Source organism: Sphingomonas phyllosphaerae 5.2 (assembly GCF_000419605.1).
In the GTDB taxonomy this organism is placed as follows: domain Bacteria; phylum Pseudomonadota; class Alphaproteobacteria; order Sphingomonadales; family Sphingomonadaceae; genus Sphingomonas; species Sphingomonas phyllosphaerae_B.
The window spans coordinates 3,320,936-3,343,093 of sequence record NZ_ATTI01000001.1 but is presented as its reverse complement, the minus strand read 5'-3'; the positions used below and the strand labels follow the sequence as shown (position 1 = coordinate 3,343,093).

The following is a 22,158-nucleotide window of genomic DNA, read 5'->3' as shown; positions in this document are numbered from 1 at the left end:
AATAGGAAAGCCTGATCCATGGCGATGAGCGTTGGCGGGGATACCGCTGAAAAACCGATGTCGGACATCAACACGACGCCACTCGTGGACGTCATGCTGGTTCTCCTCATCATCTTCCTGATCGCGGTTCCGGTCGCGATCCAGACGGTCAAGGGCATCAAGTTGCCCAGCGTTCGGTTCGACCCGACCGTGACCAAGCCCGAGAACGTGTCGCTGTCGGTGGCCGGCAACAACGGCACCTGCCAGGTCTATTGGGGCGTGACCCCCGTGACCCATCAGGAACTGCTGGACCGTGCGGTCGCCAAGCTGAAGACCGAGATCGATCGCCAGGGTGGACCCGGCAACCCCGATCTCGAATTGCCGGAAGCGCACGTGCGCGCGGACGTCAACACGCCGTGGCGCTGCGTGGCGGGTACGATCTACAACATGCAGATGGCCGGCTTTGCCAAGGTCGGGTTCATCTCGCAGCCGACCGTCGCCGGCTGACGGCAGGTAAGGAGTAGCTGACATGGCAATGAGTGCAGGCCGCGATGACGGCGAGCCGATGATGGAGATGAACACGACGCCGTTGATCGACGTCATGCTCGTTCTCCTCATCATGTTCATCATCACCCTTCCGGTCCCGACGCATGCCGTGAAGGTCGATCTTCCGGTCAACGACCCGAAGGCACAGAAGCCGCCGGTCGATCCGATCAAGAACAAGATCGCGATCGACGCTGCGGGCGGGATCACCTGGAACGGTACGCCAGTCAACTCGGCCGTGCTGCGCCAGTATCTCGACACTTCGGCGGCGATGAGCCCGGAGCCGGAACTGCAGTTCCAGCCCGATCCGGCGACACGTTACGACGTGGTCGACCAGACGCTGGCCGACATCAAGCGGTCGAACGTGACCAAGCTTGGATTCGTCGGTAACGAGCAATATTACAAGGATTTCTGATCGCATCTGCGGTCGTGATCCGGCGAGTGAACGGGCGGTCCTGTGGGGCCGCCCTTTTTCGTTTGTCCGAGGCGTGTTTCGGTGGGTCAGGCGGCCGCAGATCGCTCTTGCGTGGTTGTCAAATAAATGACACCTTCATGTCACAAAAGCGTAACGCGAGCGTTGATCGCGTTATGGACAGGAGGGTGAAATGCGAAACAAGCTGATGATCCCGGCACTCGCGATCGCAACGATGGTAGCCGTGCCGGCCTTCGCCAAGGACCGGGTTGGATATCAGGCGATCGCTGCCGGCAGTATGGTCGATGCCGAGCGTACGCTGCAGGCGGAGCGGGCGATCTTCCCGGAACGTCCTGAATTGATGCTCAACCTGGCCGCGGTATATGCCCGCACCGGGCGCGATGCACAGGCACGGGCGCTCTATGGGGAGGTGCTCGGCAGCGAACCGGTGGCGATGGACATGGCAGATGGCAGCGTCCAGTCCTCGCACGCGTTGGCGCAGAAGGGTCTCTCGCGCCTTGCAACGACGATGGCGACGCGCTGACGCCTGTGTGACCCGTGCGCCACTCTTGTGGCGCCGGGCACACACATCCTTGTAGTTCGTGCCTTTTCAGATTGGGACTTTCGGCTCCGACTTGTCGGCATAAGGCTGTGGCTCGCGCCGTGGCCAGGCCCATTGAGACGTTGCAGGCCGCTCATCTCGGCTCCGCTGATCGCGACGCTTCCCGGCGAAAGGAAGCGTTGAAGCCTGCTCAAGGCCTCGGACAGTCGCGCACTTGCTGGAGGATTCATGAGTTCGAGCGTCGCAAGGCTGTAAGCGCGAGAGTTCTGCCGGTCGTGTCACGGCATAACGATTTGCACGCATAGGAAAGCAGCGCCGTCGCCCGAGTCGGCACTCGTTGCTCCCCGGCACAAGGTGACGGTGGAAACGAGGGCTATGGCAGAGAAGAAGGCAGTTGGACGGCGATCACAGCGTGTCGCCACGCGGTGCCAGTCTTCGAGACGGTCGAACATGATGCCGTCGATGGGCTACGTGGCCCCATAACGCCTCTTGTCGTATCTGATCACCTCGTGCCGCAATCGCCGCCCCGGAAGACAGGGCTGGATGCCCTTGGCCGGCAGGGCCCCTCTGAACCAGTCGCCGTCGTCTTCGCGGCCGCAGAACAGCCATCGGGCTTGGCCAACTCATCGAGCAACGCTGGCGTGGTGATGTCGTCGCTGACCTGGCTGGCGGTCATGAAGAAGCCCGAAAGGCGGCCGTTCGCGTCAGCAGCGGCATGGAGCTTCGTCGCTCATGCCGCCCTGCGTACCGCCGATCAGGCCGCCGAGATTCTGCTTTTACGCGCAGGCTCGATGTCGTGCAGGGGGCCTTCAGACAGGTCGCGTCGATCATTACTCGCCTGGCTCAGCACCCGCCGATCATCCTTTCGAGGCTTGCCGTGGCTCTTGGGGCAGAGCGGCTGCCGCATAGCCTGATCGTCCGAAAGCGGAAGAAGGTCGCTCATCCAGGCCTTCTCATGGAGTCCGAACCATATCGCGGCGGTCACATCAAACGGTCCCGACCTTAAAGATCCGTCGCGACCATGAACGAGTCGCACGTGCTCTCAAGCCACAATGCGGGCGTTTTGACCCTCATCCCCTCACAAGCGTGGCAGCGTCACCCCGCGCTGGCCCATGTATTTGCCGGCGCGGTCGGCATAACTCGTTTCACACGGCTCGTTACCTTGCATGAACAGGAACTGGCATGCACCCTCGTTGGCGTAGATCTTGGCAGGCAGCGGAGTGGTGTTCGAAAATTCGAGCGTGACGTGCCCCTCCCACCCCGGTTCCAGCGGGGTGACGTTCACGATGATCCCGCAACGTGCGTAGGTGGACTTGCCCAGGCAGATCACCAGCACGTCACGCGGCACCCGGAAATATTCAACCGTCCTTGCCAGTGCGAAGCTGTTGGGCGGGATGATGCAAACGTCGCGCTTACGATCGACGAAGCTGTTGGCCGCGAAATCCTTCGGGTCGACCAGCGCATTGTCGACGTTGGTGAAAATCTTGAATTCGTCGGCGACGCGCGCATCGTAGCCGTAGCTCGACAGCCCGTAGCTGATGCACCCGTCGCGTCGCTGCGACTCGACGAACGGCTCGATCATGCCGTCGTTCAGTGCGCGGTCGCGAATCCAGCGGTCGGACATGACGGACATGATGTGGCTCCCCCAGGTGATCGCGCGCTTTCGCGGCTCAGCCGGCCTGACGCAACCCCGCACCGGCGCGGTGGGCGTCGCAGGCCGGTTCGGCTAGGCGTACCGACATGCTGTCGTCGATGATGCCGCTCGCCTATCGTCTGCGCCGACGCGTGCTGGCGCTGCTCGGTTGGCGCACGCGCGGGGTCAAGCTGATCGTCTGCGACGGCGATGGGCGCGTGCTGCTGGTGCGGCATTCCTACGGGCAGAGCGACCTGTACATGCTGCCGGGCGGAGGGATCGCGCGGGGCGAGGCACCGGCCGTCGCCGCGTCGCGCGAGCTGCGCGAGGAGACCGGCTGCGCCGCGCGCGACATCGTCCCGTTCGCCACGTACGAATCGCGCATCGAGGGCCGGCGCGACACCATATTCCTCTTCACTGCGCATACCGACGGCTCTCCGGTCGCAGATGGCCGCGAACTGCTGGAGGCGCGGTTCTTCGATCCCGATGCCTTGCCCGGCAACACGTCTCCCGCAACCAGACGCCGGATCGCGGAGTGGAAGGGCCGGGGCCCACGCGGAACCACATGGTAGTCAGCTGCGATTCATTCTCACGCCTCGCGGCCTTGCCCCTCCGGGAGTGCGGGTCTAGAGCGTGCCCGTTCCGTTCGCACCTGCGAGAGAGGCGAGAGAGACATAGTGGTCGATCTGTCGCAATACCTTCCGATCCTCCTGTTCCTGGGGGTGGCGCTCGCCTTGTCGAGCGCATTCGTGTTCCTGCCGATGGCGGTGGCCAAGCTCACCGGCACGGCCAAGCCGTCGCCCGAGAAGCTTTCCGAATATGAATGCGGTTTCCCCGCGTTCGAGGACAGCCGCTCGCAATTCGACGTGCGTTTTTATCTCGTCGCCATCCTGTTCATCATCTTCGATCTCGAGGCGGCGTTCCTATATCCTTGGGCAGTCAGCGTTTTTTCGCTCGGCTGGACCGCGTGGATCTCGATGATGATCTTTATTGCCGAACTCGCGCTCGGCCTTGTCTATGCATGGAAGAAGGGAGCGCTGGAGTGGGAGTAGAAGCGCATTCGGGCCCGATCGGGCTCGTCAACAATCCGGAACCCGCCAGTGCGCTGGTTGCGCCGGATCAGGGCTTCTTCGATGGGCTGAACGGTGAATTGTCCGATAAGGGCTTCCTCGTCACGTCGACCGAAGACCTGTTCCAGTGGGCGCGTACCGGCTCGCTCTGGTGGATGACGTTCGGGCTCGCGTGTTGTGCGGTCGAGATGATCCACGTCAACATGCCGCGCTACGACATGGAACGGTTCGGTGCCGCGCCGCGTGCGAGTCCGCGCCAGTCGGACGTGATGATCGTTGCCGGCACGTTGTGCAACAAGATGGCTCCCGCGCTCCGCAAGGTCTACGACCAGATGTCGGAGCCGAAGTACGTCATCTCGATGGGGTCGTGTGCCAACGGCGGTGGCTATTATCATTATAGCTACAGTGTCGTGCGCGGTTGCGACCGTGTCGTGCCCGTCGACATCTACGTTCCGGGCTGCCCGCCGACCGCGGAGGCGCTGCTGTACGGCGTCATGCAGTTACAGCGGAAGATCCGCCGTTCGGGGAGCATCGAACGGTGAAGGCGCCGGCGCCCGCCTATGCGGCGAACCTGAATGATGCGACGATCGCGGCCGCGCAGGCGGCGATCGGCGGCGCGCTGATCCATGCAGTTGAAATCGCGGGTGAGGTGCAGCTGCACGTCACGCGCGACGGCCTGGTCGCGGCGCTGACGGCGTTGCGCGACACGCCGGGGCTGGAATATCAGCAGCTGATGGAAATCGCGGGCGTCGATTATCCGGATCGCGCCGAACGGTTCGAAATCGTCTATTGCCTGCTGTCGCTGACGCGCAACCACCGCCTGCACGTTCATGTCGGGGCGACCGAGGACACGCCGGTAGCATCGGTGACCGATCTGTGGCCGGTCGCTGGCTGGCTGGAGCGCGAGGTCTATGACATGTACGGCGTGCTGTTCGCCGGCAACCGCGATCTGCGCCGCATCCTGACCGACTATGGCTTTCGCGGGCATCCGTTCCGCAAGGATTTTCCGCTGACCGGATTCGTCGAGCTGCGCTATTCCGAAGAGCAGAAGCGCGTCGTCTATGAGCCCGTGAAGCTGGCGCAGGATTTCCGCACGTTCGACTTCGAAAGCCCGTGGGAGGGCGCCGAATACGTGCTGCCGGGCGACGAGAAGGCGAAGCTGCCCGAGGCGAAGGGTGCTCCCAGTCCTGCCACCGCCACCGAGGTGCAGAAGGCGGGGACCGTCGAGACGCCGAAGCGCGACGCGCCGGCGCCGAGCCAGCCTTATGCCAAGAAGGATGCGACCAGCACCGCCGAGACCGGCGCCGGGCGTGCCGAAGCCGATGCCAAGCCGAAGCCGGTCGACCCCGATGTCGTGCCGTCGAAGGGCGAAGGGCAGAACCAATGACCGATACCTATGTCGAGAAGGATCAGGCGCTCGATCACGCCGTCGATCCGGCGATCGAAAAGCTGATCCATGCCACCGACGCGTCGCACCCATCCGAGGGCGACGTCGCGATCCAGAACTATACGATCAACTTCGGCCCGCAGCATCCGGCTGCGCACGGCGTGCTGCGCCTGGTCATGGAGCTGGACGGCGAGATCATCGAGCGGATCGATCCACACGTGGGGCTGCTGCACCGCGGGACCGAGAAACTGATCGAATACAAGACGTACGCGCAGGCGATCCCGTATTTCGATCGGCTCGATTATTGCTCGCCGGCGTGCATGGAACACACCTTCGTGCTGGCGATCGAAAAGTTGCTCGACCTCGAGGTGCCGATCCGTGCGCAATATCTGCGCGTTTTCTTCGCCGAGCTGACGCGCATCTCGAATCACATGCTCAATCTCGGCTCGCACGTCATGGACGTCGGCGCGATGACGCCGAACCTGTGGCTGTTCGAGATTCGTGAGGATTGCTACGGCTTCCTCGAGCGCGCGACCGGCGCGCGGATGCACCATAATTACTTCCGCCCGGGCGGTGTCCATCAGGACGTGCCGCTCAAGCTGCTGACCGACATCGCCGACTGGCTCGACACGCGGTTGCCCCGGCTTTTCGAGGACGCGATCAGCCTAGTTGCCGACAATCGTATCTTCAAGCAGCGCAACGTCGATATCGCGACGGTCAGCCGCGAGGATGCGATCCGCTGGGGCTTCTCCGGGCCGATGATCCGCGCGGCGGGCATTCCATGGGACCTGCGCAAGTCGCAGCCCTATGATGTCTACGCCAGGATGGATTTCGACGTGCCCGTGGGCACGCGCGGCGACTGCTATGACCGCTTCATGGTGCGCGTCGAGGAGGTCCGCCAGTCGGCGCGGATCATGAAGCAGTGCCTTGCCGAAATGCCGGACGGGCCGATCGCGTCGCTCGACCGGAAGGTCGTTCCGCCGAAGCGCGCGGAGATGAAGCGCTCGATGGAGGCGTTGATCCACCACTTCAAGCTTTACACCGAAGGCTATCACGTGCCGGCGGGCGAAGTATATGTCGCGACCGAGAGCCCCAAGGGGGAGTTCGGCGTTTATCTGGTGAGCGACGGCACCAACAAGCCGTATCGCTGCAAGATCCGCCCGACCGCGTTCTCGCACCTGCAGGCGATGGACTTCATGAGCCGCGGCCACATGCTGGCGGACACCACCGCCATCCTTGGCGCGATGGATATCGTTTTTGGCGAATGTGACCGCTGATGGCTGACGCACCTATCATTCCCGACGAGGCCGAGGTCCGTGCGCGCTGGGGCGCGTTCCAGTGGAACGACGACAGCAAGGCGAAGCGTGACGCGATCCTCGCGCGCTATCCGGCCGGACGCGAGCAGTCCGCATCGATCCCGCTGCTCGATCTCGCCCAACGGCAGGTCGGCGCGGAGACGCAGACGCAAGGCTGGCTGCCGGTGCCGGTGATCGAATTCGTCGCGCGCGAGATCGGCGTGGCATACATGCGCGTGTACGAGGTCGCGACCTTCTACACGATGTTCAACCTCGCGCCGGTCGGCCGTTTTCACGTGCAGGTCTGCGGGACGACGCCGTGCATGCTGCGCGGGTCGGACGATGTGTTGGCGGCATGCAAGAACAAGGGCCTCATCAAGGGCAAGACCACGCCAGACGGCCTGTTCACGCTGACCGAGGTCGAGTGCATGGGAAATTGCGCGTCAGCACCGATGGTGCAGATCAACGACGACAATTTCGAGGATCTCGATTACGACCGCACCGTCGCGATCCTGGAAGCGCTGGCTGGTGGTGGCGCGCCCAAGCCGGGTACGCAGGAGCCGGGGCGACACACCGTCGAGCCCAAGGGTGGCCCGACGTCGCTTACCGCGATGGTGACCGAGAATCACGATTATCGCGACGAGTGGAATAGCGCCACGCAGGGGGCCGACGCATGAGCCTGCTCGATAAGGATCGCACCTTCACCAACCTCTACGGCTATCAGTCGTGGCGGCTGGACGCGGCAATGGCGCGTGGCGACTGGGACAACACCAAGGCGTTGCTCGAGCTTGGCCAGGACAAGATCATCGACACCATCAAGGCGTCGGGTTTGCGCGGGCGCGGCGGTGCGGGCTTTCCCACCGGCACCAAATGGTCGTTCATGCCGAAGGAGCCGAAGCCGGACCGGCCGAACTTCCTCGTCATCAATGCCGACGAGTCCGAGCCGGGTTCGTGCAAGGACCGCGAGATCATCCGCCACGATCCGCACAAGCTGATCGAGGGTGCGCTGGTCGCGGGCTTCGCGATGCGGGCGCGTGCGGCGTACATCTACATTCGCGGCGAATATATCCGCGAGGCCGAAGTGCTGTTCGCGGCGGTCGCCGAGGCGTACGACAAGGGTCTGGTCGGCAAGAATGCCTGCGGCTCCGGCTATGACTTCGACGTGTTCGTTCACCGCGGTGCGGGCGCTTACATCTGCGGCGAAGAGACCGCGATGCTCGAAAGCCTCGAGGGCAAGAAGGGCCAGCCGCGGCTGAAGCCACCGTTCCCGGCCGGCGCCGGGTTGTATGGCTGCCCGACGACCGTCAACAACGTCGAGTCGATCGCGGTGGCCCCGACGATCCTGCGGCGCGGTGCGGCGTGGTTCTCCAGCTTTGGCGCGGAGAACAACAAGGGCACCAAGCTCTTCCAGATCTCCGGGCATGTGAACACGCCATGCGTGGTCGAGGAGGCGATGAGCATCCCGTTCCGCGAACTGATCGAGAAGCATTGCGGCGGTATTCGCGGCGGTTGGGACAATCTGCTCGCAGTGATCCCTGGTGGATCGTCCGTGCCGCTGGTTCCAGCCAAGGAAATCATGGACGCGCCGATGGATTTCGACGGTCTCAAGGCGGTCGGATCCGGGCTCGGCACCGCGGCGGTGATCGTCATGGACAAGTCGACCGACGTCGTCCGCGCGATCAGCCGGCTGAGCTACTTCTACAAGCACGAGAGCTGCGGGCAGTGCACGCCCTGCCGTGAAGGCACCGGCTGGATGTGGCGCGTGATGGAGCGCTTGCGGACCGGCGATGCCGAGATCGGCGAGATCGACATGCTCCAGCAGGTGACGAAGCAGGTCGAGGGACATTCGATCTGTGCGCTGGGCGATGCGGCGGCGTGGCCCGTGCAGGGGCTGATCCGCCATTTCCGCCCGGAGCTGGAACGCCGCATCAGGGAACGCGGGGGCGACACGGCCCCCATGCAGGAAGCTGCCGAATAATGCCCAAGGTCAAAGTCGACGGAGTCGAGATCGAGGTGCCGCAGGGCGCCACCGTGCTGCAGGCGTGCGAGCTTGCCGGCAAGGAGATCCCGCGCTTCTGCTATCATGAACGACTGAGCATCGCCGGTAATTGCCGGATGTGCCTCGTCGAGGTGAAGCCCGGGCCGCCGAAGCCGCAGGCGAGTTGCGCGCTGCCGGCCGCGGAAAACCAGGAGATCTTCACCAATACGCCGATGGTGAAGCATGCCCGCGAGGGCATCATGGAATTCCTGCTCATCAACCATCCGCTGGACTGCCCGATCTGCGATCAGGGCGGCGAGTGCGACCTGCAGGACCAGTCGGTGGCGTACGGGCGCGGCCACTCGCGCTTTGACGAGAACAAGCGCGCGGTCACCGAGAAGTACATGGGGCCGATCGTGAAGACGATCATGACCCGCTGTATCCAGTGCACGCGCTGCATCCGGTTCGCGGAGGAGGTCGCGGGCGTCGAGGAGATCGGCGCGATCTACCGCGGCGAAAACATGCAGATCACCTCCTATCTGGAGGAGGCTGTCACCAGCGAGCTGAGCGGCAACGTCGTCGACCTGTGCCCGGTCGGCGCGCTGACCAGCAAGCCCTATGCGTTCGAAGCCCGTCCGTGGGAGTTGCGCAAGACGCTGACGATCGACGTCATGGACGCGGTCGGCACGAACATCCGCCTCGACAGCCGCGGGCGGCAGGTGCTGCGCTGCGTGCCGCGCGTCAACGACGACGTGAACGAGGAGTGGGCGAGCGACAAGACCCGCCATGCCGTCGACGGACTGGTCCGCAAGCGGCTCGACCGCCCGTACGTGCGCCGCGACGGCAAGCTGCACGCGGTGACGTGGGACGAGGCGTTCGCGGCGATCGCAGCCGTTGAGCACAATGGTGCGGTCGCGGCGGTCGCGGGCGATCTGGTCGATTGCGAGACGATGTTCGCGGCCAAGGCGCTGCTGGCGTCGCTCGGTTCGTCGCTGCTCGAGGGGCGGCAGACAGGCATGGACTATGACACGTCCAGTCTTGCCGCGGTGAACTTCAATACCACGATCGCGCGCACGGAAGAGGCCGACGCGATCCTGCTGGTCGGCACCAATCTGCGCTGGGAAGCGCCGCTGGTGAACACGCGCATCCGCAAGGCGATCAAGAAGGGCGCAAGGGTCTTCGCGATCGGGCCGGAGACCGAGTTGACCTACAAGGTCGAGTGGCTGGGTGCCGACCTGTCGGTACTCGGCGACCTGCCGGAACGAGTGACCGAGGCGTTCGGCAAGGCCGGCAAGCCAATGGTGATCGTGGGCGGTGGCGCGCTGAAGGGCGCGCACGGCGCCGCACTCGGGCTCGCCGACACGTTGGGGCTCGTCAAGCAGGACTGGAACGGCTTCAACGTCATCCACATGGCGGCGTCGCGGATGGGCGGATTGATGCTCGGTTACGCGCAGAAGGCCGGTATCTCCGCGCTGTACGATGCGAAGCTGACGTTCTTCCTCGGCGCGGACGAGTGCGATCATGCGCGCTTCACCGGGTTCAAGGTCTATGTGGGCCATCACGGCGATCGCGGCGCGCATCATGCCGACGTGATCCTGCCGGGCGCCAGCTATGCCGAGAAGTCGGGGACCTGGGTGAATCTCGAAGGGCGCGTGCAGCGCGGCGAGCGTGCGGTGTTCCCACCCGGCGACGCGCGCGAGGACTGGACGATCTTCCGCGCGCTGAGCGAGCGGCTTGGCCGGACGCTGCCGTTCGACACGCTCGGAGAGTTGCGGTCGGCGATGGCGCTGGATTGCGCTGATCTCGCAACGCCTGGCCTCAAGACCTTCGCGTGGAACCCGCCGTCGCTCGGCACGACCGCCGAAGGCGTGCTTGAAGGTTATCCGATCAAGGATTTCTATCTCACCAACGCCATCTGCCGCGCATCGCCGACGATGCAGCGCTGCTCGGCGGAACTCGTGCATGGTGAAACGTTCGCGGAGGCGGCGGAGTGACCGACTTCTTCCAGAATACCGTCGGCCTTCCTTATGGCTGGGCGTGGTTCGTGGCGACGATCGCAGGCATCCTGTTGATCGCATTGCCGCTGATGCTGTCGGTTGCGATGATCATCTATGCCGACCGCAAGATCTGGGCAGCGATGGCATTGCGGCGCGGGCCGAACGTCGTCGGCCCGTTCGGCTTGCTGCAGTCGTTCGCGGACGGCCTGAAGGTCTTCCTTCAGGAGACGATCGTTCCGTCGGCAGCCAATCGCGGGCTGTTCCTGCTCGCACCGATCATCACCTTCACGGTCGCGCTGATCGTGTGGGCTGTGGTGCCGTTCCAGCCGGGCGTGGTGCTCGCGAACATCAACGTCGGTCTTCTGTACGTGCTCGCGGCGTCGTCGCTGGGCGTCTACGGGATCATCCTGGCGGGCTGGTCGTCGAACTCCAAATACCCGTTTTTCTCCGCGATCCGCGCGGCGGCGCAGATGGTCAGCTACGAGGTCGCGATCGGCTTCGTACTGATCTCGGTCGTGCTGTGGGCAGGGTCGTTCAATCTGACGGCGATCGTCGAGGCGCAGCGGGGATTGTACGGCTTCATCAACGGCTTCGGGTTCAATCCCTTGCTTTTCCCGATGAGCGTGGTGTTCCTGATCTCCTCGCTTGCCGAAACGCAGCGGGCGCCGTTCGACCTGACCGAGGCGGAGAGCGAGCTGGTCGCGGGGTATCAGACCGAATATTCGTCGATGGCGTTCGCGCTCTACTGGCTCGGTGAATATGCGAACGTGCTGCTGATGTGCACGCTCAACGCGACGTTGTTCTGGGGCGGGTATCTGCCGCCGTTCGACTGGGCACCGCTGTATGCGGTGCCAGGCATCATCTGGCTGTTCGCCAAGATCCTGTTCTTCTTCTTCGTCTTCTCGTGGATCAAGGCGACGGTGCCGCGGTACCGCTATGACCAGCTGATGCGCCTGGGCTGGAAGATTTTTCTGCCGCTGTCGCTGTTCTGGGTGTTCCTGGTATCGGGCGTGCTGATGATCGTGCGCGTGGGGATTTGAGATGAATATCGCACAGACGATCAAGGCCTTCACGCTCTACGAGTTCGTGAAGGCGCATGCGCTGACGCTGAAGTATTTCTTCAAGGCGAAGGCGACGATCAACTATCCGTACGAGAAGAATCCGCTGAGCCCGCGCTTCCGCGGCGAACATGCGCTGCGTCGCTACCCGAACGGGGAAGAGCGCTGCATCGCGTGCAAGCTGTGCGAGGCGGTGTGCCCGGCGCAGGCGATCACGATCGAGGCCGAGCCGCGCGACGACGGCAGCCGCCGCACGACGCGTTACGACATCGACATGACCAAGTGCATCTATTGCGGCCTGTGCCAGGAAGCGTGCCCCGTCGACGCGGTCGTCGAAGGTCCGAACCTGGATTTCGCGACCGAGACGCGCGAGGAACTGATCTACGACAAGGCCAAGCTGCTCGACAACGGCGACCGGTGGGAACGCGCGATCGCCGCGAACCTTGCCGCCGACGCGCCGTACCGGTAGGCGCTCGCGTGACATCAGGGGTCGAGATGATTTTGACGGTTTCTATCTGCGCGCCTGGCGGGCGTGCGAACGCGGGGAAGGCGCTATGATCCAGGCCATCGCCTTCTATCTGTTCGCTGCCGTCGTGCTGGTGTCCGGCGCGATGACGATCTCGTCGCGCAATCCGGTGCATTCGGTGCTGTGGCTGATCCTGGCGTTCTTCAACGCCGCCGGGCTGATGGTACTCGTCGGCGCCGAGTTCATCGCGATGCTGCTGGTGATCGTCTATGTCGGCGCCGTCGCGGTGCTGTTCCTGTTCGTGGTCATGATGCTCGACATCGACTTCGCGGAGCTGCGCGCCGGGTTCGTTCGCTATTTCGGCATCGGGCTCGTGCTCGCGGTCGCGTTGGTCGCCGAGATCCTCATCGGTGTCGGAGCGTGGAGCGCGGGCGGTATCGACCTGGCACGACGCGCGGCGCCGACCGACCATGTCGTCCCCAACATCGTGCAGATCGGCAACCTGCTCTACACGCGGTACCTGTTCATCTTCGAAGGCGCCGGGCTGGTTCTGCTCGTCGCGATGATCGGCGCGATCGTGCTGACGCATCGCGAGCGGTCGGGTGCGCGCTACCAGAATATCGCGCGGCAGAATGCGCGCCGTCCGCAGGATGCGACGCGCAATGTGCGGCCGGAGATCGGGCAGGGGGTGCAGCTGTGAACGCGGCCATGTCGGGAGGCGTCGGCCTCATTCACTATCTTGTCGTCGCGGCGATCCTGTTCACGATGGGCGTGCTGGGGATCTTCCTCAACCGCAAGAACATCATCGTCATCCTGATGGCGATCGAACTGATCCTGCTGGCAGTGAACATCAACCTCGTCGCCTTCTCCGCGGCGTTGCAGGACCTTGTCGGCCAGATCTTCGCGATGTTCGTGCTGACGGTCGCTGCCGGCGAGGCGGCGATCGGGCTGGCGATCCTCGTCATCTTCTTCCGCGGTCGCGGCTCGATCTCGGTCGATGATCCCAGCCGGATGAAGGGATAAATACCGGTGCATCCTATCCTCTTCATCGTGTTCCTGCCGCTCGTCGCGGCGATCGTCGCCGGCTTCGCCAACAAGTCGTTCGGCGCCACGCTGCCCAAGGCACTGACGACCGGTGCATTGTTCGTGTCGTGCGCGCTGTCGTGGCCGGTGTTCATCGGCTTCCTTGCGGGCACCAGCGAGGCGACCGTTACGCCGGTGCTCCACTTCATGACGTCGGGCACGTTCGACGTGTCCTGGGCGCTGCGCGTCGATGCACTGACCGCGGTCATGCTGGTCGTCATCACCAGCGTGTCGGCGCTCGTCCACCTCTATAGCTGGGGCTATATGAGCGAGGACCCGGATCAGCCGCGCTTCTTCGCCTATCTGTCGCTGTTCACCTTCGCGATGCTGATGCTGGTCACCGCAGACAATCTGATCCAAATGTTCTTCGGCTGGGAAGGGGTGGGTCTCGCCAGCTATCTGCTGATCGGCTTCTGGTTCCGCAAGCCGTCCGCCAATGCAGCCGCGATCAAGGCATTCGTCGTCAACCGCGTCGGCGATCTTGGCTTCATGCTCGGCATCTTCGGCACCTACTTGGTCTTCGACACCGTCTCGATCCCTGCCATCCTCGCCGCGGCGCCCTCGATGGCGGGCTCGACGATCGGCTTCCTGTGGTTCCGTGCCGACACGATGACGGTGCTGTGCCTGCTGCTGTTCGTCGGCGCGATGGGCAAGTCCGCGCAGCTTGGCCTGCACACGTGGTTGCCGGACGCGATGGAGGGGCCGACGCCGGTGTCGGCGCTGATCCACGCGGCGACGATGGTCACCGCGGGGGTGTTCATGGTGTGCCGCCTGTCACCGATGTTCGAGACGTCGCCGACGGCGATGGGCTTCGTCACCTTCATCGGCGCGGCGACGTGTCTGTTTGCTGCGACGATCGGCACGACGCAGACCGACATCAAGCGCGTGATCGCCTATTCGACCTGTTCGCAGCTCGGCTACATGTTCTTCGCCGCAGGCGTCGGCGCGTACGGCGCGGCAATGTTCCACCTGTTCACGCACGCTTTCTTCAAGGCGCTGCTGTTCCTGGGCGCCGGCTCGGTCATCCACGCGATGCACCACGAGCAGGACATGCGTTTCTATGGCGGGCTGCGGAAGGCGATTCCGGTCACCTTCTGGGCGATGCTGTTGGGGACGCTGGCGATTACCGGTGTCGGGATCTACGGGATCGGCGGGTTCGCCGGATACCATTCGAAGGACGCGATCATCGAGGTCGCATGGGCTGCCGGCTCGCCGGTCGCGTCGATGGTCGGCGTGTTCGCTGCGCTGCTGACGAGCTTCTATTCGTGGCGGTTGATGTTCCTGACGTTCTGGGGCGAACCGCGCTGGGCGGCATCGGAGCATATCCAGCACGCGCTCCACGATGCGCATGGACATGACGACCACGCACACGATCATGGTGCCGCGCACGCGCGCGATCACGGCGACGTGCATGCGCATGGGCATGACGACGCGCATCATCCGGATCCGGCGGGCGAAGACGCCGGCCATGCGCCGCATGTCGAGTCGCGCGGCTTCAACGAGATTCCGAAAGGTACCGGCGGCTACCATCCGCACGAGAGCCCGGTGCCGATGCTGATCCCGCTGATCGTGCTGTCGATCGGTGCAGTTGCGGCCGGTTTCGTGTTCCACCCGTGGTTCATCGACCCGGAGCGTGCGGGCGGCTTCTGGAAGGGTGCGCTGTTCTTCAACGAACATTTGATGCACGAAATGCACGAAGTGCCGCTGCTCGTTAAGCTGTCGGCGACGATCGTGATGCTGACGGGCCTGCTGATCGCCTACCTGACGTACATCCGCTCGCCAGAAGCACCGGCCAAGTTCGCCGACACCTTCCAGCCGCTGTATCGTTTCCTGCTGCGGAAGTGGTATTTCGACGAGCTTTACAATTTCCTGTTCGTGCGCCCCGCGTTCGCGATCGGTCGCCTGCTGTGGCACCGTGGCGATGAAGGGACGATCGACCGCTTCGGACCAAACGGTTCGGCGTGGCTCGTGCAGGTCGGCAGCCGCGTCGCGGTTCGTCTTCAGACCGGATATGTCTATACCTATGCTTTCGTCATGCTGATCGGGCTCACCGCCGCGATCACCTGGGCGATCGCGGGCTGAGCGGGGGAGAAGGAAGATGTCGTTCCCGATCCTTTCGCTGATGCTCGCGGTGCCTGCGGTCGCCGCCGTCGCGTGTCTTTTCCTTTCCGCGCCCGCCGCGCGCGTCACGGCGCTGGCCGCTACTTTGATTGACCTGGCGCTGGGTGTCGTGCTTTGGACGTCGTTCGACGTCGGCGGCGCGCAGTGGCAGTTCGTCGAGAGTGCACCGTTGTTCGGGCGCTTCGCCTGGGCCTTGGGCATCGACGGTTATGCGTTGCTGCTGATCGTGCTCAGTGTGTTCCTGATGCCGATCTGCATCGGCGCCAGCTGGCAGGCGGTGCAGAAGCGCGTGCCGGAATATATGTCGGCGTTCCTGTTCACCGAAGTGCTGATGATCGGCACCTTCGCGGCGCAGGACCTGTTCCTATTCTACATCTTCTTCGAAGCCGGCCTGATCCCGATGTTCCTGATCATCGGGATATGGGGCGGAGCAAACCGCATCTATGCGTCGTACAAGTTCTTCCTGTACACGTTGCTGGGTTCGCTGCTGATGTTCGTCGCGATGCTTTACATGAGCATCACCGCAAATACGACGAGCATCCCGGTGCTGCTGAACTACGACTTCCCGGCGCAGGTCCAGACATGGCTGTGGCTCGCGTTCTTCGCATCGTTCGCGGTCAAGATGCCGATGTGGCCAGTCCACACCTGGTTGCCGGACGCGCACGTGCAGGCGCCGACCGCGGGATCGGTGATCCTGGCGGGCGTGCTGCTGAAGCTGGGCGGTTACGGCTTCCTGCGCTTCAGCCTGCCGATGTTTCCGGAGGCGTCGGCCCAGCTCGTGTGGCTGGTCTTCGGGCTCAGTGCGGTAGCGGTGATCTACACCAGCCTCGTCGCGCTGGTGCAGTCCGACATGAAGAAGCTCATCGCCTATTCGTCGGTCGCGCACATGGCGATCGTCACGATCGGCCTGTTCGCGTTCAACGCGCAGGGGATCGAGGGCGCGATGATGGTCATGCTGGGGCACGGGCTGGTATCGGGCGCGCTGTTCCTGTGCGTCGGCGTCATCTACGACCGCCTGCACACCCGTGAGATCAGCCGGTATGGCGGCCTTGCGATCAACATGCCGCGCTACGCGATCCTGTTCCTGCTGTTTACGATGGCCTCGGTCGGCCTGCCGGGGACCAGCAACTTCGTCGGCGAGCTTCTGAGCCTCATGGGCACGTACCAGGTCTCGACGACGATCGCGTTGCTGTGCACGACGGGCATCATCCTTGGTGCAGCGTACATGCTGTACCTCTATCGCCGCGTCGTGTTCGGCGAGATCAAGTCGGACGAAGTGCGCGCCATGTCGGACCTGACCCCGCGCGAGTTGTGGCTGCTGGTGCCGATCGCCGCGGCGGTGCTGTGGATGGGCATCTATCCGGAGAGCTTCCTGGCGCCGATGCGCAAGGACACCCAGATCCTGCTCGCTCGCATCGATCGCGCGCGGCCGGCCGGTGACTCGCGGCCCACCAAGGGCCGGGGGATCGTACCGGCGGCGCATGCCGAAACTTCCGCGCACGGGAGCGCACACTGATGGACTACGCCGCCAACCTCGCGATGACGCTGCCCGAGCTGGTGCTTGCGGTCGGCGCGATCGTGCTGATGCTGGTCGCTGCCTGGGGCGGCCCAACGTCTACCAAGGCCGTGTCGTGGACCGCGGTTGCGGTGCTGGGGGGCGCACTGATCGCGTTGACCGGTCCGGCGTCGTCAGGCGGGGACGCTTTCTACGGGCTGTATCGTGCCGACGCGTTCGCAGCCTTTGCCAAGGTGCTGATCTACATCGCCGCCGCCGTTGCGATCGTGATGGCGCCGGACTTCTTCCGTCGGACCGCCGGCGCCGATCTGCGTCCGGAATATCCCGTGCTGATCCTGCTGTCGGCATGCGGCATGGGCATGATGGTGTCGGCGGGCGACCTGCTCACGCTCTATGTCGGGTTGGAGCTGCAAAGCCTTGCCGCCTATGTGCTGGCGAGCTTCATGCGGCAGGATGCGCGTTCGGCTGAGGCAGGCCTCAAGTATTTCGTACTCGGGGCGCTGGCCAGCGGCATTCTCCTCTACGGGATCAGTCTGGTCTACGGGTTTACCGGCTCGACGCTGTTCAACGAGATTGCCGGCGCGTTCGCCTCCACGCCGCTGACCGGTGACGCGCGCTCGCTGGGGCTGCTGTTCGGGCTGGTGTTCGTGTTCGCCGGACTCGCCTTCAAGATCTCGGCAGTACCGTTCCATATGTGGACCCCGGACGTTTACGAAGGCGCGCCGACCCCGGTGACGGCGTTCTTCGCGTCCGCCCCGAAGGTTGCTGCGATCGCGCTGAGCGTTCGCGTCGCGATCGAGGCGATGGGGCCGGCCGAGGTGCAGTGGCGGCAGATCGTGATCTTCGCATCGCTCGCCTCGATCCTGCTCGGCGCGGTCGCCGCGATCGGACAACAGAACATCAAGCGGCTGCTCGCCTATTCGTCGATCAACAACGTCGGCTTCGCGCTGATCGGGCTGGCGGCGGGAACGCCGGAGGGCGTGGCTGCGGTCATGACCTATATGACGATCTATCTGGCGATGACGCTGGGCAGCTTTCTGGTCGTGCTGCAGATGCGCGCCGCAGACGGGCAGCCGATCGAGACGATTGCCAGCCTCGCTGGACTGTCGCGGACCCGGCCGGGGCTGGCGGCGGCGCTCGCTATCTTCATGTTCTCGCTGGCCGGCATCCCGCCGCTGTTCGGCTTCTATGCGAAGTTCGCGGTCTTCTATGCCGCGGTGCAGGCGGGACTGTTCCCTCTGGCGGTGGTCGGTGTCGTGTTCAGCGTGATCGGCGCATATTATTATCTCCGCCTTATCAAGACGATGTACTTCGACGAGCCGGCCGCCGAGTTTGGCCCCGGTGACAAGCTCGAAGGCGGGCTGATCGCCGTCGCGGCCGTGTTCGTGTCGCCGCTTGGGTATCTCGCGATCCCGGCGCTGTCGGCCTGGACGCTCGCCGCCGCCGCCAGCCTCTTCTGAGGCGGCGGCGCTGGCCCGCCTCCTGACGGTCCCCGCGACGGGATCGACCAACGCCGACCTTCTGGCACTGGCGAGTGCCGGGACCGTGGACGAAGGCGTCTGGCTGCGCGCCGAACAGCAAACCGCCGGGCGTGGGCGACAGGGGAGGCCTTGGCAATCGCCGCCCGGCAATCTGTATGCGAGCACGATCGTCCGCATCGGCCCCGAGGATCCGCCGGCCGCCGGATTGGCGCTGCTGGCCGGCGTCGCGCTGGAGGAGGCGGTGCGCGCCGCCCTGGCCAGCCCCAGCGGCTTGCGGCTGAAATGGCCCAACGACTTGTTGCTGGATGACGCGAAGCTCTCCGGCATCCTGCTAGAGCGAGGCGGCACACATGTCGTCGTGGGGATCGGGGTCAACGTCGCGCATCATCCGGCGCTGGCCGATCGCGCGACGACCAGCCTGCACGCGGCGGGCGCGACGATCGATGCCGCGACGCTGTTCGAGGATGTCGCGACGCGCTTCGCCATGTGGCTGGGCGAGTGGCGCGCGCGCGGAATGGCCCCGGTTGCGGCGCGCTGGGCGGAGCGCGCCCATCCGGTTGGCACGATGCTCCGCGTCCGGCTGCCCGACGGCGACGAACTCGACGGCCGCTTTCTTGGGCTCGACACGGGCGGCGCGCTGCTGCTGGGCTTGGCGGAGGGCACACGGCATGTCATCCATGCCGGCGACGTGTTTCTGGTTTGAGGGGGGAGGGGGCGATGCTGCTCGCGGTCGATGCCGGCAACACCAACATCGTCTTCGCGCTGGTGGAGCCGGGCACGCGCAACATCCGGGCGCGGTGGCGGATCGCCACCGACCCGCGTCGCACCGCCGACGAATATGCGGTGTGGCTCAGCCAGCTGCTGACGCTCGAGGGCTATACCCGTGACGACGTCACCGCGGTTATCGTGTCGACGGTGGTTCCACGCGCGCTCCACAATCTCGAGGTGCTCGCCAGCAAGTATTTTCGTACCGACGCGCTGATCGCCGGGCGCGCACCGGTCGAGTGGCAATTGTCGGTCGACGTAGACGAGCCGCGCAGCCTGGGGGCGGACCGCGCGGTCAATACGATTGCGGCGCACATGTTACACGCCGGCGACCTGATCGTCATCGACTTCGGCACCGCCACCACGTTCGACCATTCGGACTTCGATGGCGCCTATAAGGGCGGGATCATCGCGCCGGGGATCAACCTGTCGCTGGACGCACTGGTGATGGCCGCCGCCAAACTGCCGCGGATCGCGATCGAGGCGCCGGCGACCGATAGCGTGATCGGCCGCAACACCGTCGATCAGATGAACATCGGTATCTACTGGGGCTATATCGCGATGATCGAGGGGCTGGTCACGCGGATGAAGCGCGAGATCGCGCGCCCGGTGAAGGTGATCGCCACAGGTGGCCTCGCCACGCTTTTCGAACGACATACCAACGCCTTCGACGCGATCGAACCGGACCTGACCATCCAGGGACTGGCGATCATGTACGAACGCGCCCATATCGACGGATGAACGCCCCGCCGGCGCGCACGTCCGTTTCTCCACGCCCGTCGCCATATCGCGCACGGGCCGCGGTGCCGGCGCACAAAGGAATCGAATGACACCGAAGAACAACGAGCTTCTCTTCTGCGCGCTAGGCGGGTCGGGCGAGATCGGCATGAACGTGACGCTGTACGGCCACGCCGGCAAATGGCTGATGGTCGATTGTGGCGTGACATTCGCCGACGCCCATTATCCCGGCATCGACGTGATCCTGCCGGATCTGCGCTTCATCGAGGAGCGGATCGACGATCTGGTCGGCATCGTACTGACGCACGGCCACGAGGATCACATCGGCGCGTTGCCTTACCTGGCCGAGGATCTGGGTGTGCCGATCTACGCCACGCCGTTCACGGCCGGGCTGGTACGCGGCAAGCTGGAGGAGGAGCGGATCGAGGATCGGGTCAAGATCCGGCTGGTCGAGGCGCGCAAGTCCTTCAAGGTCGGCCCGTTCGAAGTCGAGGTCGTGCCGCTGTCGCACTCGATTCCGGAGGCCAACGCGCTGGTGATCGCAACCCCGGCGGGCAAGGTGTTCCATACCGGTGACTGGAAGCTGGACCCCACGCCAGTGATCGGCCAGCCGTCCTCGCCGGAGGAACTGGCGGAAATCGGTGCCGAGGGCATCGATGTGCTGGTGTGTGATTCGACCAACGTTTTCAACGCCGAGGCATCGGGTAGCGAGGCGACCGTCCGCGAAGGGCTGGCCAAGAGCGTCGCGCGCGCACGTGGGCGCGTGGTCGTGACCACCTTCGCCTCGAACGCGGCCCGGCTCCAGACGCTGGCGCAGGTCGCCGAGGAGACCGGGCGCAAGCTGTGCGTGACCGGGCGTTCGCTCGACCGGATCATCCGGGTTGCCCAAGCGACGGGCTATCTCAAGAACTTCCCGCAGACCGTCGACGTCGATGCGGCGATGCGGCTGCCGAAGAACCGCGTCCTGATCGTCGCGACCGGTGGACAGGGCGAGGAGCGCGCCGCGCTGGCGCGGATCGCAGCCGGCAGCCACCCGATCGCGGTCGAGATGGGCGACATGGTGATCTTCTCGTCCAAGCAGATTCCGGGCAACGAGGTGGCGATCGGTCGCATCCAGAACCAGCTGGCGGCCAAAGGCGTCGAGATGGTGACCGAAAAGCAGGCTCATGTGCACGTTTCGGGACACCCGGGACGCCCGGAACTCGCAAAAATGTACGGTTGGATCCGCCCGACGTCGCTTGTGCCGGTGCACGGTGAGATGCGCCATTTGATGGAGCATGCGCGCTACGGCCTGTCGCAGGGTATCCAGAATGCGCTGGTGCAGACCGACGGCGACATGGTGCGGCTGATGCCGGGCGCGCCGAAGAAGATCGGCAATGTCGCGGTCGGCCGGCTGGTGCTGGACGGCGACGTGATCCTCCCTGCCGACGGCAGCACGATCAACGAGCGCCGTCGTATCGCGGTGAACGGACAGGTGTCGGTCGGGATCGCCGTCGACCGCAACGGGCGCGCGGGCGGCACGCCCGAAGTGCGCGTGCAGGGCGTGCCGGTGGAGGAGGAGCGCGAGCCGTTCCTGCTCGAGGCAGCGGAAGCCGCCGCCGAGGCGATGGCCGGTCGCCCGCGCGATCGTGAGCGGTTGCGCGAGGACGTGCGGCTGGCGGTGCGCAAGGTGGCGACGCGTTGGACGGGCAAGAAGCCGATCATCGACGTCGTGATCGTGCAGGTCTGAGCGCGACCATGATGTCGATCGCCGTAGCGCGCGGAAGGCGCTGACATGCGCTGGACCTCGCTGCTGGCGATCTACATCCTGTTCTGGGCGTTCTCGGTATTCCTGGTGCTGCCGTTCGGTGTGCGCACGTCCGCGGAAGCGGGCGCGGCGCACCTGCCCGGCAGCGCCGAGAGCGCGCCGCACGAATTCTCGCTGAAGCGTGTGCTGATCCGCACCACGATCGTCGCGACGACATTGTTCGCCCTGTTCGTCGGCAATTACGAATTCGGCTGGGTGACCGTGCAGACACTCGACGTCATGGGCGTCGGCAACGCCATGGAAGCGGCCAACGTGGCCGACTGACGC

At 64.6% G+C, this 22,158-nt stretch carries 23 protein-coding genes and 1 pseudogene; 22 read left to right on the top strand and 2 right to left on the bottom strand.

What is annotated here, in order from left to right:
* Nucleotides 1-18 precede the first annotated feature (18 nt).
* The 3 genes from SPHPHY_RS0115920 (at nt 19) to SPHPHY_RS0115910 (ending at nt 1,478) form a co-directional block, all read left to right on the top strand.
* Nucleotides 19-486: an ExbD/TolR family protein gene (locus SPHPHY_RS0115920; RefSeq protein WP_022687683.1), complete on the top strand. Its 468-nt coding sequence runs from the start codon at nt 19-21 to the stop codon at nt 484-486.
* Between the two features lie 22 nt (nt 487-508).
* The gene (locus tag SPHPHY_RS0115915; protein WP_043130100.1) at nt 509-937 is read left to right on the top strand and encodes an ExbD/TolR family protein; all 429 of its coding nucleotides are present in this window, start codon (nt 509-511) and stop codon (nt 935-937) included.
* 190 nt (nt 938-1,127) lie between these two features.
* Complete coding sequence (locus SPHPHY_RS0115910; RefSeq protein ID WP_022687681.1) at nt 1,128-1,478, top strand: tetratricopeptide repeat protein; 351 nt, start codon at nt 1,128-1,130, stop codon at nt 1,476-1,478.
* Nucleotides 1,479-1,852: 374 nt separating this feature from the next.
* Here SPHPHY_RS0115910 and SPHPHY_RS21535 read toward each other — a convergent pair.
* Nucleotides 1,853-2,439 (bottom strand): annotated as a pseudogene (locus SPHPHY_RS21535) (IS5/IS1182 family transposase); the annotation flags it as partial.
* Nucleotides 2,440-2,574: 135 nt separating this feature from the next.
* Nucleotides 2,575-3,129 carry a dCTP deaminase gene (gene dcd / locus SPHPHY_RS0115905; protein WP_022687680.1) on the bottom strand — a complete coding sequence of 185 codons (555 nt, stop codon included), beginning with the start codon at nt 3,127-3,129 and terminating at the stop codon, nt 2,575-2,577.
* Nucleotides 3,130-3,236: 107 nt separating this feature from the next.
* On the opposite strand from dcd, the gene SPHPHY_RS0115895 reads away from it, so the two are divergent.
* The 19 genes from SPHPHY_RS0115895 to SPHPHY_RS0115805 all read left to right on the top strand — a co-directional run bounded on the left by SPHPHY_RS0115895 (nt 3,237) and on the right by SPHPHY_RS0115805 (nt 22,155).
* Nucleotides 3,237-3,701, top strand: a complete 465-nt coding sequence (locus tag SPHPHY_RS0115895) for an NUDIX domain-containing protein (protein WP_022687678.1) — start codon at nt 3,237-3,239, stop codon at nt 3,699-3,701.
* A gap of 105 nt (nt 3,702-3,806) precedes the next feature.
* Nucleotides 3,807-4,181, top strand: coding sequence for an NADH-quinone oxidoreductase subunit A (locus SPHPHY_RS0115890; RefSeq protein WP_022687677.1), 375 nt, complete (start codon nt 3,807-3,809; stop codon nt 4,179-4,181).
* Nucleotides 4,151-4,741, top strand: a complete 591-nt coding sequence (locus SPHPHY_RS0115885; protein WP_231370435.1) for a NuoB/complex I 20 kDa subunit family protein — start codon at nt 4,151-4,153, stop codon at nt 4,739-4,741. Before SPHPHY_RS0115890 ends, SPHPHY_RS0115885 begins: the two co-directional genes overlap by 31 nt.
* A complete protein-coding gene (locus tag SPHPHY_RS0115880) occupies nt 4,738-5,586 on the top strand; it encodes an NADH-quinone oxidoreductase subunit C (protein WP_022687675.1) in 849 nt (282 codons plus the stop codon). Before SPHPHY_RS0115885 ends, SPHPHY_RS0115880 begins: the two co-directional genes overlap by 4 nt.
* Nucleotides 5,583-6,863, top strand: a complete 1,281-nt coding sequence (locus SPHPHY_RS0115875) for an NADH-quinone oxidoreductase subunit D (protein WP_022687674.1) — start codon at nt 5,583-5,585, stop codon at nt 6,861-6,863. The genes SPHPHY_RS0115880 and SPHPHY_RS0115875 overlap by 4 nt, the downstream gene beginning before the upstream one ends.
* Nucleotides 6,863-7,558: a complex I 24 kDa subunit family protein gene (locus SPHPHY_RS0115870; RefSeq protein ID WP_022687673.1), complete on the top strand. Its 696-nt coding sequence runs from the start codon at nt 6,863-6,865 to the stop codon at nt 7,556-7,558. Before SPHPHY_RS0115875 ends, SPHPHY_RS0115870 begins: the two co-directional genes overlap by 1 nt.
* Complete coding sequence (nuoF, locus tag SPHPHY_RS0115865; RefSeq protein WP_022687672.1) at nt 7,555-8,859, top strand: NADH-quinone oxidoreductase subunit NuoF; 1,305 nt, start codon at nt 7,555-7,557, stop codon at nt 8,857-8,859. The genes SPHPHY_RS0115870 and nuoF overlap by 4 nt, the downstream gene beginning before the upstream one ends.
* Complete coding sequence (nuoG, locus tag SPHPHY_RS0115860; RefSeq protein ID WP_022687671.1) at nt 8,859-10,853, top strand: NADH-quinone oxidoreductase subunit NuoG; 1,995 nt, start codon at nt 8,859-8,861, stop codon at nt 10,851-10,853. The genes nuoF and nuoG overlap by 1 nt, the downstream gene beginning before the upstream one ends.
* Complete coding sequence (gene nuoH / locus SPHPHY_RS0115855; protein WP_022687670.1) at nt 10,850-11,896, top strand: NADH-quinone oxidoreductase subunit NuoH; 1,047 nt, start codon at nt 10,850-10,852, stop codon at nt 11,894-11,896. Before nuoG ends, nuoH begins: the two co-directional genes overlap by 4 nt.
* A gap of 1 nt (nt 11,897) precedes the next feature.
* Nucleotides 11,898-12,383, top strand: a complete 486-nt coding sequence (nuoI, locus tag SPHPHY_RS0115850) for an NADH-quinone oxidoreductase subunit NuoI (protein ID WP_022687669.1) — start codon at nt 11,898-11,900, stop codon at nt 12,381-12,383.
* Nucleotides 12,384-12,468: 85 nt separating this feature from the next.
* Complete coding sequence (locus tag SPHPHY_RS0115845) at nt 12,469-13,080, top strand: NADH-quinone oxidoreductase subunit J (protein WP_022687668.1); 612 nt, start codon at nt 12,469-12,471, stop codon at nt 13,078-13,080.
* Nucleotides 13,081-13,088: 8 nt separating this feature from the next.
* Nucleotides 13,089-13,403 (top strand): NADH-quinone oxidoreductase subunit NuoK, encoded by a 315-nt coding sequence (gene nuoK / locus SPHPHY_RS0115840; protein WP_043131399.1) that lies wholly within the window; start codon nt 13,089-13,091, stop codon nt 13,401-13,403.
* 6 nt (nt 13,404-13,409) lie between these two features.
* Nucleotides 13,410-15,545: an NADH-quinone oxidoreductase subunit L gene (nuoL, locus tag SPHPHY_RS0115835; protein WP_022687666.1), complete on the top strand. Its 2,136-nt coding sequence runs from the start codon at nt 13,410-13,412 to the stop codon at nt 15,543-15,545.
* A 16-nt stretch (nt 15,546-15,561) separates the two neighbouring features.
* Nucleotides 15,562-17,100: an NADH-quinone oxidoreductase subunit M gene (locus tag SPHPHY_RS0115830; protein WP_022687665.1), complete on the top strand. Its 1,539-nt coding sequence runs from the start codon at nt 15,562-15,564 to the stop codon at nt 17,098-17,100.
* Nucleotides 17,100-18,560: an NADH-quinone oxidoreductase subunit NuoN gene (gene nuoN / locus SPHPHY_RS0115825; RefSeq protein ID WP_022687664.1), complete on the top strand. Its 1,461-nt coding sequence runs from the start codon at nt 17,100-17,102 to the stop codon at nt 18,558-18,560. Before SPHPHY_RS0115830 ends, nuoN begins: the two co-directional genes overlap by 1 nt.
* A gap of 22 nt (nt 18,561-18,582) precedes the next feature.
* Nucleotides 18,583-19,284: a biotin--[acetyl-CoA-carboxylase] ligase gene (locus tag SPHPHY_RS0115820; protein WP_419554974.1), complete on the top strand. Its 702-nt coding sequence runs from the start codon at nt 18,583-18,585 to the stop codon at nt 19,282-19,284.
* A gap of 14 nt (nt 19,285-19,298) precedes the next feature.
* Nucleotides 19,299-20,087 (top strand): type III pantothenate kinase, encoded by a 789-nt coding sequence (locus tag SPHPHY_RS0115815; protein ID WP_022687662.1) that lies wholly within the window; start codon nt 19,299-19,301, stop codon nt 20,085-20,087.
* A gap of 85 nt (nt 20,088-20,172) precedes the next feature.
* Complete coding sequence (locus SPHPHY_RS0115810; RefSeq protein WP_022687661.1) at nt 20,173-21,813, top strand: ribonuclease J; 1,641 nt, start codon at nt 20,173-20,175, stop codon at nt 21,811-21,813.
* Between the two features lie 45 nt (nt 21,814-21,858).
* Complete coding sequence (locus SPHPHY_RS0115805) at nt 21,859-22,155, top strand: DUF1467 family protein (RefSeq protein WP_022687660.1); 297 nt, start codon at nt 21,859-21,861, stop codon at nt 22,153-22,155.
* Nucleotides 22,156-22,158: the final 3 nt, after the last annotated feature.